General features: G+C 32.3%; 16 protein-coding genes and 1 pseudogene. 14 read left to right on the forward strand and 3 right to left on the reverse strand.

Going from position 1 to position 15,653, the window contains the following annotated elements:
• Nucleotides 1–10: 10 nt before the first annotated feature.
• The 7 genes from KQI85_RS11145 (at nucleotide 11) to KQI85_RS11175 (ending at nucleotide 8,559) form a co-directional block, all read left to right on the forward strand.
• On the forward strand, nucleotides 11–2,098 hold the full coding sequence (locus KQI85_RS11145) for a DUF5702 domain-containing protein (RefSeq protein WP_216576164.1): 2,088 nt from the start codon (nucleotides 11–13) through the stop codon (nucleotides 2,096–2,098).
• A gap of 162 nt (nucleotides 2,099–2,260) precedes the next feature.
• Nucleotides 2,261–3,196 carry a TadE/TadG family type IV pilus assembly protein gene (locus KQI85_RS11150; protein WP_216576165.1) on the forward strand — a complete coding sequence of 312 codons (936 nt, stop codon included), beginning with the start codon at nucleotides 2,261–2,263 and terminating at the stop codon, nucleotides 3,194–3,196.
• 61 nt (nucleotides 3,197–3,257) lie between these two features.
• A complete protein-coding gene (locus tag KQI85_RS11155; protein ID WP_216576166.1) occupies nucleotides 3,258–3,674 on the forward strand; it encodes a hypothetical protein in 417 nt (138 codons plus the stop codon).
• On the forward strand, nucleotides 3,671–4,342 hold the full coding sequence (locus KQI85_RS11160; protein WP_216576167.1) for a hypothetical protein: 672 nt from the start codon (nucleotides 3,671–3,673) through the stop codon (nucleotides 4,340–4,342). Before KQI85_RS11155 ends, KQI85_RS11160 begins: the two co-directional genes overlap by 4 nt.
• A gap of 59 nt (nucleotides 4,343–4,401) precedes the next feature.
• Nucleotides 4,402–6,390 carry a DUF6382 domain-containing protein gene (locus KQI85_RS11165; RefSeq protein WP_216576168.1) on the forward strand — a complete coding sequence of 663 codons (1,989 nt, stop codon included), beginning with the start codon at nucleotides 4,402–4,404 and terminating at the stop codon, nucleotides 6,388–6,390.
• Between the two features lie 145 nt (nucleotides 6,391–6,535).
• Complete coding sequence (locus tag KQI85_RS16975) at nucleotides 6,536–7,537, forward strand: rhomboid family intramembrane serine protease (protein ID WP_216576169.1); 1,002 nt, start codon at nucleotides 6,536–6,538, stop codon at nucleotides 7,535–7,537.
• Nucleotides 7,538–7,566: 29 nt separating this feature from the next.
• Entirely contained in the window at nucleotides 7,567–8,559 is a 993-nt protein-coding gene (locus tag KQI85_RS11175) for an SCP2 sterol-binding domain-containing protein (protein ID WP_216576170.1), read from the forward strand.
• On the opposite strand, the gene KQI85_RS11180 is transcribed toward KQI85_RS11175, so the two are convergent.
• Nucleotides 8,519–9,301 carry an ATP-binding protein gene (locus KQI85_RS11180; RefSeq protein ID WP_216576171.1) on the reverse strand — a complete coding sequence of 261 codons (783 nt, stop codon included), beginning with the start codon at nucleotides 9,299–9,301 and terminating at the stop codon, nucleotides 8,519–8,521. The two genes, KQI85_RS11175 and KQI85_RS11180, sit on opposite strands and share 41 nt — an antisense overlap.
• 141 nt (nucleotides 9,302–9,442) lie before the next feature.
• Between KQI85_RS11180 and KQI85_RS11185 the strand changes: the two genes are divergently transcribed.
• Complete coding sequence (locus KQI85_RS11185; protein WP_216576172.1) at nucleotides 9,443–9,856, forward strand: HIT family protein; 414 nt, start codon at nucleotides 9,443–9,445, stop codon at nucleotides 9,854–9,856.
• Nucleotides 9,857–10,055: 199 nt separating this feature from the next.
• Here the strand turns inward: KQI85_RS11185 and KQI85_RS11190 are convergent, their stop codons facing one another.
• Nucleotides 10,056–11,120, reverse strand: coding sequence for an undecaprenyldiphospho-muramoylpentapeptide beta-N-acetylglucosaminyltransferase (locus KQI85_RS11190; RefSeq protein ID WP_216576173.1), 1,065 nt, complete (start codon nucleotides 11,118–11,120; stop codon nucleotides 10,056–10,058).
• Between the two features lie 14 nt (nucleotides 11,121–11,134).
• Complete coding sequence (locus tag KQI85_RS11195) at nucleotides 11,135–11,380, reverse strand: TIGR03905 family TSCPD domain-containing protein (protein ID WP_216576201.1); 246 nt, start codon at nucleotides 11,378–11,380, stop codon at nucleotides 11,135–11,137.
• Between the two features lie 192 nt (nucleotides 11,381–11,572).
• On the opposite strand from KQI85_RS11195, the gene KQI85_RS11200 reads away from it, so the two are divergent.
• The 6 genes and pseudogenes from KQI85_RS11200 (at nucleotide 11,573) to KQI85_RS11220 (ending at nucleotide 15,651) form a co-directional block, all read left to right on the forward strand.
• Nucleotides 11,573–12,265 (forward strand): 5'-methylthioadenosine/adenosylhomocysteine nucleosidase, encoded by a 693-nt coding sequence (locus tag KQI85_RS11200; protein WP_216576174.1) that lies wholly within the window; start codon nucleotides 11,573–11,575, stop codon nucleotides 12,263–12,265.
• Between the two features lie 97 nt (nucleotides 12,266–12,362).
• Nucleotides 12,363–12,983, forward strand: coding sequence for a hypothetical protein (locus KQI85_RS11205; RefSeq protein ID WP_216576175.1), 621 nt, complete (start codon nucleotides 12,363–12,365; stop codon nucleotides 12,981–12,983).
• Between the two features lie 30 nt (nucleotides 12,984–13,013).
• Nucleotides 13,014–13,970, forward strand: coding sequence for a D-2-hydroxyacid dehydrogenase (locus tag KQI85_RS11210; protein WP_216576176.1), 957 nt, complete (start codon nucleotides 13,014–13,016; stop codon nucleotides 13,968–13,970).
• A gap of 6 nt (nucleotides 13,971–13,976) precedes the next feature.
• Nucleotides 13,977–14,072: pseudogene (locus KQI85_RS16610) on the forward strand (chromate transporter); the annotation flags it as partial.
• Between the two features lie 251 nt (nucleotides 14,073–14,323).
• Nucleotides 14,324–14,452 carry a hypothetical protein gene (locus tag KQI85_RS16820; protein ID WP_256448210.1) on the forward strand — a complete coding sequence of 43 codons (129 nt, stop codon included), beginning with the start codon at nucleotides 14,324–14,326 and terminating at the stop codon, nucleotides 14,450–14,452.
• Nucleotides 14,453–14,454: 2 nt separating this feature from the next.
• Nucleotides 14,455–15,651, forward strand: coding sequence for an MFS transporter (locus tag KQI85_RS11220; protein WP_216576177.1), 1,197 nt, complete (start codon nucleotides 14,455–14,457; stop codon nucleotides 15,649–15,651).
• Nucleotides 15,652–15,653: the final 2 nt, after the last annotated feature.

The following is a 15,653-nucleotide window of genomic DNA, read 5'->3' on the forward strand; positions in this document are numbered from 1 at the left end:
AAAGACTATGATGCGTAAGAAACTAAATGGATATATGACTGTATTCTCATCTTTATGTTTTGCATTAATCGTGAGCCTTATAACAGTCTGCATAGATGGAGCAAGACTCCAGGGCGCAAGAGCACTTGCATATATGATAAACGATCTGAGTCTTGACACACTTATGTCATATTATTCCAAGCCGCTTTTTGAAGAATATCAGCTTCTGTTCCTGGATGCAGGTTTTGGTGAGAATAAAGTCGATGAAAATAAAATAAAAGAGATTGTAATGAACAATGCAGTCGAGAATATGGAAAAACCTGACAACATTCTTATACCATATACCAGTTATCTGAGTGCAGATATTGCAGAATTTGACATAACCAATATGGTAAAAGCAGTAGATAACAGCGGTAAAATAATGGAAAAAGAGATCACAGAATATATGAAATATGCTTATCCTGCTGAATTACTAACAGACTTTGAAAAAACAGCAGATGACTTAAAGAATGCAGAAGACAAAAAAGACACAAATGATGAACATAAGAGCCTTGAAAAAGCAATAAGAAATCAGAATAACAAGATATTTGAACTTATTGAAAAAGTTGATGGAATTCGTACAAAAAAAGGATCAATATCAGTAAGTGGAGGAACACCTGATATAGTTACAACATACGCCAAGAAGATAATGTATTATGACAAATCAATGTCACAGACAGGAATCAATAATGCAGACATATATAACGCAATATCGCCATTATATATAGAGCTTAACAAGACATTTAAAGATATAACGGATAAATATAATGAGATACTTGATAAGCCGGAAGCAGAGAGACAATATGATATGAATGATGAATATATTAATAATACAATATCAGCACTAATTAATAATACAAAAGAAGCCAGAGAAGAAACTGAAGCAGCTCTTACGATACTTGCACAGATAAGAGAAGCATCAGACGATGTTGAAAAGAAAAAAGATGAAGCAAAGAAGAAAATAGATAATAAAGATGCTGATGAAGATACAAAAAATACTCTCAAACAGACAATAGACGATATGTGTGAAGGCGGATGCATATTTGATGAAGATGAGATGGAATCAGGACTTAGACATAATCTTTCAATATATTCCCAGATTATAGAATTAGAGAATATATCATCAACTAATACAACCAGTGAAAATATAAATAGCAGAATACAGGCAATAAACAATTGTGAAGATTACGCAAAGACACTAAAGATAAGAGAATTGTCATTTGACTATTCAAAATTTGATGTAAATTCATCAAGTAGTGCAGATGATATCTTAGATTCAATAGAAGACTTCTTAGATAATGGGATATTATCACTTGTAATTGATGATACATCAACCCTGTCAGAAGCATCACTATCAGTCACACCTAATGCGGTTATAGAAGGTGACACAGATGTAGAGACAGTTAATCCGGTATATGGAAAATTCCTCACCACACAATATGCACTCGACTATTTTGATAATTATCTTGAAGACAATAGCGATAATACGATTAAGTACGAGTTAGAATACATACTCTGTGGTGAGAAGACAGACAAAGGTAATCTGACAGAAACAGTATTAAAACTGGCAGCAATAAGAGAAGCAGCCAATCTGGCATACCTTTTTTCAAGCCCTTCAAAGATGCAGGAAGCAATGACACTTGCAACAACTCTTGTAGGATTCACAGGAATCTATCCACTTATAAAAGTCACACAGCTTGCGATAATAGCACTGTGGGCTTATGCTGAAGGGATAATGGACGCAAGAGTGCTTCTTGCCGGAGGCAAAGTTGATATAATGAAGACGGAAGACACATGGATGCTGTCGCTTGATAATCTTATGAATAAAGATATCAAGAATAATACAAAGCAAAGCGATTCAGGATATACATACAAACAATATCTCCAATTTATGCTATATCTTAAGAATGAAGAAACTGTCATTGTACGTATGATGGATCTCATAGAAGAAAAAATGCATAAATTAGGTTATACAGGCTTTGCGATGAAGAACTGTATCTACTCACTAGATACTACAAGTAGTTATGATATAAGAAATGGTAATAGAAATATAAAAGTTATAGCTCATAAAAATTATTAAGTGTAAAATAATCTGTCGCAAATAAAATAAAATGAGCTAAAAACAGAGAAAAAGACTTATCGTACCATCTGCAATTAATAATGCTCAAAATCAAAAAATGTATAAGCAAAAATATAATTAATATTTTTGCTTATACATATATGAACAGAGAGGTGAATCAGGATGTTCTCTTCTTTTAGACAGGAACAGTCAAAAAATATATTAGAAAACCAAAATAAAAAAGTAATTAAAAATAAAAATACAAAAGAAAAAAATGGGTCTCTCCAGGTATCCCAAACCAACAAAGAAAAGACTGTAACAGGCAAAAAGGAGAGAAGATCCGGGTTCATCAGGACTCTTGATGGGGTAGTAACAGTAGAAGCCTCATTCGTTCTGCCATTTGTACTTATAGCACTTGCTGCAATTATGTTTCTCATTGAAGTGGTAGTATTCTCAATGAAAGTACAGTTTGCCCTGTATACAACTGCCAGGACAATGTCAGCATATTCCTACAACATAGACGATCCATCCGCCTCACTGTCAGACGCAGCAGCAACAGCGATGGTAATTAACAATGTTGGAAGTGAAGCGATTAATCATGCCAATGTTATAGGTAATGTGGCAGGAATATATATGATTAACTCTAAGATACTAAAAGACAATAAAGACATAGATCTTGTCGCATCATACAATATAAGAGTGCCATTTGATATGTTAAAACTTATGCCAATACATATAGTACAAAGAGCCAAAGTAAGAGGTTTCGTTGGGTATGATTGCCTTAATGATGATGATAAAGACAAAGACGATGAACAGATAGTATATATTACAAGAACAGGAAAAGTATATCATCTTCACAGAGATTGTACATATATACAGCCGGTAGTCTATACAGTAAATGAATCAGAGATTAGTTCAAAACGTAACGAATCAGGAGCTAAATATTATAGATGTGAGATATGTGAAGATACACCGGTAACAGATCATAACGTATATATAACACAATATGGAACTGCATGGCATACAGATGCGAATTGCACAGCTATTAAAAAAGGAGTTCAGGCAATCAAGATAAGTGAAATTGGAAATAGAACACCATGTTCAAAATGTGGACAATAGCATAGTAGATTTACAATACATAAAACGGTTAAATAATTAATAATTAACAAGGAGAAACGATATGGTGATAATAAAAATAATAATAATGTTGATACTTGCTTTAGAAGCAATAATGGATATAAAGACCAGAAAAGTACACATTGTGGCACCGGTATTAATTGCTATATGTGCGGTAACCTATAATATTATATCAGGTAACATAAGTGTAGGATATATAATAACAGTGCTGCTTATAAGTACAATATTTGTGGCAGCAGGAATTGGCTTTAAGAAAAGTATTGGAATGGGAGATGCACTTATATTAGCATCACTTACAATGCTTACAGGAACGAAGATAATGTATATCGCAATGGCATCTTCAATATGCATGGTAATTATATCAGGCATATTAGTAATATTAAAAAAAGCTGACCGAACAACGAAGATGCCATTTGTTCCATGCATACTGGCAGGCTACATAATGCAGGTGATATTATGATAATGAATGATAGATGTAAAGCAAAAATAATAACAAATAATGTCTCAAAAACAAAACCTGAAATAACGACAAATAATGCCTCAAAAACAAAACCTGAAATAACGACAAATAATACCCAGAAAACAAAACCTGAAATAACGACAAATAATGTCTCAAAAACAAAAACTAAAATGACGACAAATAATGTCCAAAAAATAAAAATTAAAAACCCAGCAGACGTTAAAAAAAAGAACTCTTTTAAAAAAAATATGCAAAAAATGTTGGATGCAAAACTTGAAGCAAGTCTTACAGTTGAAGCATCACTAATAGTTCCGGTAGCAATAATGATATTTGCAATGGTAATATTAGCATGTATAAAATTGTATGATAATAGTGTTATAGAAGCCTACTCAATAATAACCAGAGTAGAGTATGCACAATATAATGATTATGGCGAAGATAGACTAAAAGAGATAACAGAGAATATGAAAAAAAGCCTGGATGAAGCAACAATATCAATACAGCTTGAACAATTCGAACTTGATACAACATTTTTAAAATATAATATTAATATAAAAGACAATTTTTTCACTGATAAGACAAGAGGAATATTAAAAGAAGACAGTTCAGAATATGTTCGTCTACAACACTTTTACAAAGAATTCACCAATAAAAAAGACAAAGAATAGATATAAGAGTGAAACTCACTAAGTACCTAAAATGTATAAAAGACGAGGAGAATATAAAAATGGAAGAAGCAAAATATATAAGAGAAGCAGATAAAAGTTATATGAGTTTTGCGATAGCAAAAGACAGACTGCTGCCACAGTATCATATCAAGATGATATCAGAGAATTATATGGAATATATAATTCAGGCAGATACACTGGATGTTAACAGCGAACTGATTCTTAACTATAATATTACATCAATGCGTGCGTTATCAGCATCTATAGGTAAGAATATGATAACATCAGAACTTATAAAAAATCTTATATATGACCTTAAAAATATGTCAAAAGAAATAACAAGATATATGTTAGATATCAATAACATCTGTCTTGATACAGATAAGATAATGATAGATAACATACGAGGACATTTTTCTTTTATATATTATCCATGTGAGAATAAGACATTTATACAGAGCATGCAAGACCTTATAGATGATCTCATACAATATGTAGATTATACAGACAGAATATCAGTTGAGAGCATATATGCACTATATGGTGTTCTAAGACAACCAAACTGCTCATTTGAAGATATGTTAGAAGTATTTAATAACGCAGGCATTAATAATTCTAATAATATGGTAAATAATAATATTAATGCGATGAACAATGCTAATTCTTATGGTGGCAATAATCAGGGGAATAACACAGAATACTGCTTTAATAATGCAGGTGCTAATATGAACAGCAATAACATCGACAATAATAGAACCGGCTATAATGACAATAATTCTAACAATAGTAATATTTACAATAATACTAATAATTCATACAATAATAATTCATGCAATAATACTTCATATAATAATAGTACATACAATAACTTAAATACTCAATATAATAACACATACAACAACAATACTTCATATAGTAACGATAACAATAATTATAATGCTAATATCTACAGCAATGATGACATATACAATGCTATTAATGAAGAAAATAATAATATCCATAACAAAAAATCATTAAAAGACAGATTCCTAAAAAATAAATCCAAAAAAGAATCTAATAATAAAGCACAGACAGATATGCAGTCACAATATGGAACAGCACAACCACAACAGAACAATATAAATGCAGTTACAGATATGCAAAACTTAGATGCTGCAGCCAGCACAACAATACCACCGACATTCATAATATCAGTTATAGCACTCATATCATCAGTGATAGCGGCGATTGTAATAAAAGCATATATGCCAAGAAAGATATGCCTTGTGGCGGCTATTATAAGTGCGGCATTAATGGTATTAATATATCGCAAGAATGAAGATGCAATCAAAAATTATAAGTTTGCTAACAGATCAAAAAATAAAGCAGACAAAAATAAAGAGAAGAATAACGATAACAATAATTCATATAATGATATGTACAACAATAATGATTGGTATAACAATCTTAATAATGGCATAGATAACAATACATTCGCTAATAACTGTAATAACAGCGAATATATATCTGCTTATAATCCATCAGACATGAATAATCAGACATTCAATAATAACTATACTAACGCAGGAATGCCACAGAATAACAATTATACTAATGCAGGAATGTCACAGAATAATAACATAGACAACCAGAATATGTCTAACAATTATGCTTATGACAATATGTCATCTTATGAACAGACAACTGTTCTTAGAGAAGAAGGAACAACAGTACTTAATGACTGCATAAGCCATGTATTTAAGGAAAGTTACCTTGAATATATAGACGATAATGAACGCCAAATCTATGGTGGCAATATCACAATAAGACAAGATAATATGCTTATAGGCAGCAGTAATATCTGCGATTATGTGATAGATAACCCGGCAATAAGCCGCAATCATGCAAGAATATCAAGAATCGGAGACAAATATTACATGACAGACTTAGACTCAACTAATGGAACATTCATTAATGGAATCAGAATGAACAAAAGTGAGACTAAGGAACTAAATAGTGGAGAAGAAGTCATGATAGGACGCATCAGATTCCGATTTGTATGCAATTAAAAATCTTATAGTTTTTATAGATTTTAAAATGAATTATCGACTTACGATATACAATTATATAACAATATGTAAACGATTGAATTTGCCAAAATGCTATGTTAAAATAGGGAATGAAAACACAATAAAATACAGGTGGTGATGCAGAGTGCAAAACAGGATATTAACAGCAATAATTAATAGAGGATATACACTTATAAGAACAGATAATAGCTGTATCAATCTGCTTTTATCTAAAGAACACATGATAATATTAATAGATGTTCAAAATGGAATGAATGTTACACCAGAATTTTTTACTATGATTAATAACGTAGCTGTTGGATTTTTGCAAAAAAGAGGAATACAAAATTGCGATATTATAAAACTTATATTCACAGACAATGTGGCAAAAGTAAGAGAAAGTCTGTACTTTGATAACTCTTACTGGATAATTGATACAATAAGTAAAAGACTTATGGTATATGAAGATCAGCCATACGACTTTGGAGGATTAAGAACAGTCATAGAAGATGCGGTACTTGGTAAAGTAACAAAGCCTAAGAGAACACTAAGAGATATGCCGATTGTGACACTTGCACTTATAGCTGTTAATATAATATATTTTATTGTAATCTATGAGAATGGTGGATTTAACAATGTTACGATGGTAGAACTAGGCGCAGCATTTACACCATATATAACACAATATGGTGAATATTACAGAATATTCACAAGTATGTTTATGCACTTTGGAATAGAACACCTTATAAGCAATATGTTAGCACTTATGGTACTTGGAGAGGCACTTGAGAGATATGTAGGTAAGATAAGATTCCTTATTATATACCTTCTAAGCGGGATAATCGGAGGTATAGTATCAGTCGCTTCTTATGCACTAAGAGACAGAATGGTAGTAAGTGCAGGAGCATCAGGAGCAGTATTTGGCGTTCTTGGAGCGATTCTTGTAGTTACAATTTTTGGGCATATTAGAAGTGGAGAAGTGAGAATAGATCCAAGGAGACTTATAATGTTTGCATTACTAAGTATACTGTCAGGATTCAACGATACAGGAATCGACAACTATGCACATATCGGGGGACTTGTGTCAGGAATCATAATAGCATTAATTATGGTTTTAATAACTGACAGATATAAGTCTGCCAAGTGACATAATAAGACAAAACGGAGGGAAAAGGTATGAAAGTAAACATATATTATGGTGGCAGAGGTCTTGTAGATGATCCTACCAAATTAGTGTTAGAGAAGATGCAGGCAGTATTTGACGAACTGCGTGTTACAACAGAGAGATATAATCTTTTTGAACTTAAGAACAGTATTACAACACTTCCACAGACAATGAAAGATGCCGATGGAATAATTCTTGCTACAACAATAGAATGGCTTGGAATCGGAGGATATATGCAGCAGTTCCTTGATGCCTGCTGGCTGTATGGTGACAAAGCAAAGATGAGAAGTTTATATATGTTTCCAGTAGTAATGTCACAGACGTATGGCGAGAGAGAAGGCGTATATATGCTTCAGAGAGCATGGGACATGATAGGTGGTAAGACATGCGAAGGACTAAGTGCGTATGTAAGTGATACATTAGAATTCGAACTCAATACAGAATATATGGAAGTTGTTGAGAAAAAAGCAGAAGACATATACAGAGTAATCTCTAAGAAGACAAAGACACTGCCAACAAGTACTAATGAGATAACACAGGCTGTGATGAAAGACAACCTTGATCTTACACCACAGGAAAGTGAACAATTATCGAAGTATGTATCTAATGATGAATATGTAAAAAAACAAAAAGAAGATATAGAAGAACTCTCAACACTCTTTATGAGTATGATGGCAACTTCTGACGAGACATCAGAAGGACTTACAGACTATATTGCAGTTCTTAAGAACAGAGCAAAGCCGGTAGAAGACCTGAATGCCGAATATATGATACATATAAGTGATACGGACGAATGTATACATATTAGAGCAGATGAAGAAGAAGTTACAATAGATAATGAGCCATGTGAAGACGCAGATGTGACAGGTAAGCTCACATCCGAAGTACTTAAGCAGATCATAGCAGGAGAGCAGACATTTCAAAAAGCATTTATGTCAGGCGAGATGTCAGCAAAAGGCAATTTTAAAACATTAAGAATGTTAGATCAGATGTTTGGCTTCTGACATTCTCTTTATATACACAAGGAAGGGTAATAACGAATTCATTACCGGAATCTCTAAGATTTCTATGAGTGATTGAACCATTATGTAAAAGAAATATTTTTTTGGCAAAGCACAGAGAAGTTCTTGCACCTTCAAAAGCGGGAGAGCGATAAAAAGCAGTAAAGATATTATCATTTTTATTCTGCTTGTAATGTTTGTTATTATCCTTTATAACAATTTTAATAATATCTTTTGAAAAAGACATTCTAAGGTTGACACAGATGTTATCAGAATTGCATGAGAATATAAAATTTAATACATAATAAAGAGCCTGCCATATTTTGATTGTATCAAAAGAACAGGATGGAATATGTTTTGTAATAGAATATGTAAAAGAAAAGTTTTTGCTATTAAAAGTATCACGAAAATCCACACATAGATTATTGAAATAGCTATATCCATCAAACGTTTCAATCTCTAATTTAGAATTTTCGCATAAGTTTGATATCTCAGATATCATCTTCGTCATACATGCAACATCTTCATTTAACATAGTCCATACAGTATCAGAGTTAAAATCAGGATTTTTAAACTGCATAAGCTGGCAGTTACTGTTAATAAGTGTTATTATATTTCTGAATTCATGAGTCAGATGATTAAGTGAACCTGAATATGAACCAATGATTTTTTCAAAAAGAGCATATAAATCAGGATTGTCGTGTTGAGTTTTTGAAAGAAGATTATATTCGTCTTCACTAAGCATGCTTTGCCACCTCTCATAATTAACAGGGTTAGTCCCTGAATACATATAAAGTAGTTTATCACTTAAATGGGCAAATTACAAACATAATTTGTTTACAGAAAGTGACAAAATATAAAAAAAGATGTTTAAGGAGGAATAAAAATGGCAGATATGTGTATTTTTTGCAAAATTGCAAATGGAGAAATTCCATCAAATTGTTTATATGAGGATGAATTAGTAAAAGTTATACTTGATTTATCACCGGCATCAAAAGGACATGCACTCATCATACCTAAAAGACATGCAAAGGATCTCTTTGAACTTGATGAGGAGACTAAGGCGTATGTATTACAGGTAGCATCAAAAGTAGGTGCGGCACTTAAGAAGACACTTAATGCCGATGGAATTAACATTATGCAGAACAATGGAGAAGCAGCAGGACAGACAGTAATGCACTTCCACATGCATATAATTCCAAGATATAAAGGTGATGGCTTACAACTCTTCCCATCAGGCGAATCAACACCTGAAGAATTAAAAGAGATAAGAGATAAAGTAGTAGCAGAACTTAATTAGTCACAACTAATTAAAAGTAAATAGTACTGCATTATCATTACGAAAGTTAAAACTCGCAAAAGCATATTAAATACAAAAGTACATTATTAAAAACATCTATTAAGATAAAAAATGGATATCCATACTAAGGTATATCAGGCAGAAGCCAATACCATAATTATGAATATCCATTTTTTATACAATAATTTATATAAAAGCTTTATTTAGCAGTTTTATATAAAAGTTCAGTAATAATCTTAACAGCGTCACTTTGAGAACTCTTATCCATATTCTTAATATATGTATCTTTGTTCTTGTACAGAGTCATAATTGTATTATATAAAAGATCATCATTAAGATCATCTTCATCAATCACTTCACTATATCCTTGAGCCTTAAAAGAATTAGCATTAAGAATCTGATCTCCTCGGCTTGCTCTCGCAGAGAGAGGAATAAGAAGATTAGGCTTTCTGATAGCAAGAAGTTCACAGATAGCATTAGCACCTGCTCTTGATACGACTATATCAGAAGCTGCGAAGTAATCTCTAAGTTCATCTTTGGCATATTCAAACTGAACATAACCTTTTTTATCATTGTAACTGGCATCAGTCTTACCTTTACCACATAAGTGTATGATGTCAAAAGATACAAGAAGTCTGTCAAGAATACTTCTTATAGCATTATTAACATTAGCAGAACCTGTACTTCCGCCTACAACTAAGAGAATAGGCTTAGAACCGTCAAAGCCACATAATCTGTAAGCATTCTCTTTGTTACCACTTAGAAGCTCCTTTCTTATTGGAGAACCACTGAGAACAGCTTTCTTCTCCGGAAGCATCTTAACTGTCTCCGGGAAGTTACAGCATACTTTGGTAGCACAAGGAATACTTATCTTGGTTGCAAGACCGGGTGTCATATCAGATTCGTGAATAACAATAGGTACTCTGTGAAGTTTAGCTGCAAGAACAACAGGAACAACAACAAAGCCGCCTTTTGAGAATATAACATCAGGTTTTATCTTCCTCATAAGAGAGCAGGCTTCAAAGAATCCTTTGATAACTCTAAAAGGATCAGACAGATTCTTGATACTCTTGTATCTTCTTAATTTACCAGATGATATTCCATAATAAGGGATATTCTGTTCCTCGATAAGTTTCTTCTCCATACCTTCATATGAACCGATGTAAGATACATCAAAGCCCATTTCCTTTAACTTTGGCAAAAGTGCAATATTTGGAGTAACGTGACCTGCTGTACCTCCGCCTGTCAAAATGATTTTTTTCATTTTACTGCCTCCGATTATTTGTTCTCAAGATAAGCTTTTAAAGCTTTAGAAAGCTGGTCTGGACATGAAGTTCCTTTAACACCACACTGGATACCTTCAAGTCTGTTAATAACTTCATTAATATCCATACCTTCAACAAGTTTGGCAACACCCTGTGTATTACCCATACATCCACCAACGAATTTAACGCCAGTTACAGTATTACCTTCAACTTCAAAATCGATTTCTCTGGCACAAGTGCCTTTTGTCTTGTATGCTATCATAACAATATATTCCTCCTTACATGTAAAAATGAATAAACACTATTGATAATTGTTAAACAATAATGAGAATTATAACACAGTAAGAAGATGTTCGCAATTCACAAATTAGTTGCTTATATTAAAAAGTGCGTGCTATAATTAGAGACAGAGATAATAAGAATAAGCAGATATTAGTAGGAGGAATTATAGATGATAGGAATAATAGGAGCAATGGACGAAGAAGTTAATGCTATTATCGAGAAGATGACTAATGTAGAGTCAAGAGAAAAAGCAGGAATGACATTCAATAAAGGAACGCTTGAAGGCAAAGAAGCAGTTGTAGTAAGATGTGGAATAGGTAAAGTTAATGCAGGGCTATGCACACAGATACTTGTAGATGATTATAAGATAGATGCAGTAATTAATACAGGAATTGCAGGTTCACTTAAGAATCAGATAGATATAGGAGATATAGTATTATCATCAGATGCACTCTACCATGATATGGATGCTACAGGATTCGGATATGACTTTGGCGTAGTTCCAAGAATGGAAAGCTCAGTATTTAAAGGTGATGTAAGACTTATAAATCTTGCAAAAGAATGTTGTGAGAGAGTTAACCCGGACATCAATGTTCATATAGGACGAGTAGTAAGTGGAGATCAGTTCATCTCAGACAAAGCCAAAAAAGACTGGATTAATGAACACTTTGACGGATACTGTACAGAGATGGAAGGTGCAGCAATAGCACATGCAGCAACACTTAATAATATTCCATTCCTTATAGTAAGAGCAATCTCAGACAAAGCCGATAACTCTGCTACAATGGATTATGGTGAATTTGAGAAAAAAGCAATTATCCACAGCGTTAATCTTATAATGGAATTTGTAAAAAATATGTAGAAAACGCTCGTAATTTGTATTACGATTACTACTTAAAAAAATATCATGGAAGTACTATACTATACTTAGATAAAAAGATTATCTAGGGGGGATATTCATGAATAATGTTATATATGTAAGTGCAATACTTATTACAACAGTCACATTTTTGGTAGGAATAATACTAAGGATTAAGAACTATATGTGGTATACTAAAGCTATTAGAGACAGTATCCATATATCTAATACCAAGAACTGTCACCTTAAGAAGATAAGCCTTAAGTATACTAATATGCAGAAACTTGGCGCACTATATGAAGAACCATATATATACGCAAAGCGCAACGTAGATAAGCTAAGTTTTTTAAACAGGCAGGAACAGATACTAAGATGTATACAGATTCTTATGATATATGAAGTTGTAATAACAAGTGTCATATCGGGAAAGACATTATTGGCACCAGATGTATCAATAGATATCAATAACTACTTATTATTAATACTGCCACTTACATATCTGTGCATAACACTTATAAGCACAGTTATATTAGACAGCTCATATCAAAAAGAGATGTTAATCTACAGTGTGTCAGAAGCACTTTCTATGTCTAAGACAGGAAGAGAAGCCGATATACCTGTACAGAAGTCAGATACTAAAAGAGATATGTCAGTACCTGTTAATCTGACTGAAGAAGAAGCTAAGATTGTGGAAGAAGTTATGCAGGAATTTCTTTCATAGATAGAATAATTATACAGGAGGAATAAAGATATGAATATTGTAGTATTAGACAGCAATACACTTGGAGCAGATATAGATCTATCTGTTTTTAAAAAATATGGTGAACTTACAGTATATGAGAAGAGTTCACAAGAAGAAGCAAAAGAACGTGTAAAAGATGCAGATATTATAATAACTAACAAAGTTATGCTTAATGAAGAGACACTTGGCAAAGCTTCACACTTAAGACTTATCTGTGTAACTGCAACAGGCACTAATAATGTAGATTTTGATTATACTAACAGCAAGAATATAACTGTTACTAATGTAAGCGGATATTCAACACCTACAGTAATGCAGCATACATTTGCGATGCTATTCTATCTTCTTGAAAAATTAAGAACTTATGATGAATATGTAAAGAGTGGAGAATATATAAAATCACTGGCATTTACATATCTTGGCGAGAGCTTTAATGATATAACAGGTATGACATACGGAATAATCGGTCTTGGAGCGATAGGACGTGAAGTAGCTAAGGTAGCACAGGCATTTGGATGCAGAGTGATATACTATTCAACATCTGGCAGGAATAATAACTGCGACTATGAGAGAGTTGACTTAGATACGCTGTTAAGAGAGTCAGACATAATATCAATACATGCACCACTTAATGAGAATACACAGGGGCTTATTAACTTAGATAATCTTAATAAGATGAAGAAGAGTGCAATACTTCTTAACCTTGGGCGTGGACCTATAGTCAACGAGAATGACCTTGCATATGCACTTAAGAATGATATAATTGCGGCAGCAGGATTAGATGTTCTTACAAGAGAACCAATGACTAAAGACAATCCACTGTTTGATATAAAAGACAGCAGAAAACTTCTTATTACACCACATATGGCGTGGGGAAGTGTAGAAGCGAGAAGAAGGCTGATGGAAGAAGTATGTAAGAATATAGAAGCATATATTAATGGCAAAGAAAGAAATGTAGTAAGATAATGAAAAAAAGTAGTTACATTATTTTTAAATTTTCTAAAGATAGGAGCATTCACATTTGGCGGTGGATATGCGATGATAGCACTTCTTGAGAATGAATTTGTAATGACAATATTATCAATAATGTCAGTGAAGTTCTCATCAATATATTATATAGTTATTAGTGGTGTTGTGGGGATAGTAATGTATATTGTCCATCATAATTATAAGTAAATGGAAACAAAATGTTTCCATTTAGTGGGGTTTTGTTTTAATAATATGCATGTTATAATGATTAACGTAAAGAGTAGGCAAAAAATATATGGATTATATGTTTCTTATAGTTAGCTTGATATATGTGATGGGAGGTGAAAAATGTGTTTAGTGTAGAGTTAAAAGAGATTAATATGGATGCAGTTGCATCTATGATGGAAACATGTCAATCCCAAAGTCTATCACATTGGATTTTGAAGACTAATGAAATGTTACAAGAAGAGAGGAATTGACGTTGAATAAGAATGTATTAAAGATTGTATTATCCCAATGTTTGTCCAGATTTGGCGATAATATTGAGTATATTGCATTATGTATGTTATGTTACAAGATTACAGGAAATGTAATATCAATAGGAATTGTATCAGTAATTTCAGCTATACCTAATATAATATTTACATTATTTGGTGGGGCAGTATCTGATAGATATGATAAAAAGTCGTTAATGAGTATATGCGAAATTGTTAGGGCAATTGTTATTTTAACAATTCCTATTATGCAGAAGTATAATCAAATATATATCATATATATTGTTTCATTTATTGTATCTACGGCTGAAAGCTTTTTTGAACCATGCTGTTCAGGATATATGTCTTGTATGCTGAATGAAGAAGAATATTCAAAAGTAAGTGGAATTGCTAATTCAGCATATCAGATAGTTAGTATAATAGGTCTTACAGCTGGTGGATTTTTTATATCAATATTAGGAAATTATAATGCATTCTATTTTGATGCATTTACATTTTTGGTATCGGCGATAGTATGTCTTTCTATTGAAAAATGTGAAATAGAAGTGAAATCAGATAATACTAATCTTTTGGGTGAAATAAAAGATGGAATAAAAGAAGTATTTTCACAAAAGAAGAATATTATAAATCTGGTTTTATTAATAGTAATCTCAATATTAATATCACCATTAGAACCATATATAACTGAGTATATGAATCAGGCGGTAGGTTCTTTATCTAAAGATTTTGGTATAGGAGTTATGTTTGCTATCTTAAGTATAGGAGTTATAATAGGTAATCTATTGGCAGTAATTTGCAATAAGGATACTAAAAATAAGAAAAAGATAATCACTTGTGCTATTTTGACAAGTATTCCTGGTATTATGTGTATTAGTTGCAAAAATATATTTTTATTAGGTTGTGGAATATTAATAGTTGGAATAACATCAGGCTGCCTTAGAACGGTAAGTGTTGTTAATGTAATATTATCTGTAGATAAGAGTTACAGATCAAGAACATCTTCTATAATATTACTAATTACACTTTGTATAAGTCCATTGGCAACTATGATCGCTAGTACATGTATTAGTTATAAACATTTGAATATCTTTTGGGATTTTGAGATAGCATTTATTATAATATTAGCAATAGTATGGTGGATAACTTATAATGACAATGAAGAAAGATGTGTGGAGGCTGAATGATG

It is taken from the genome of Falcatimonas sp. MSJ-15, from assembly GCF_018918265.1.
GTDB lineage: Bacteria > Bacillota > Clostridia > Lachnospirales > Lachnospiraceae > Falcatimonas.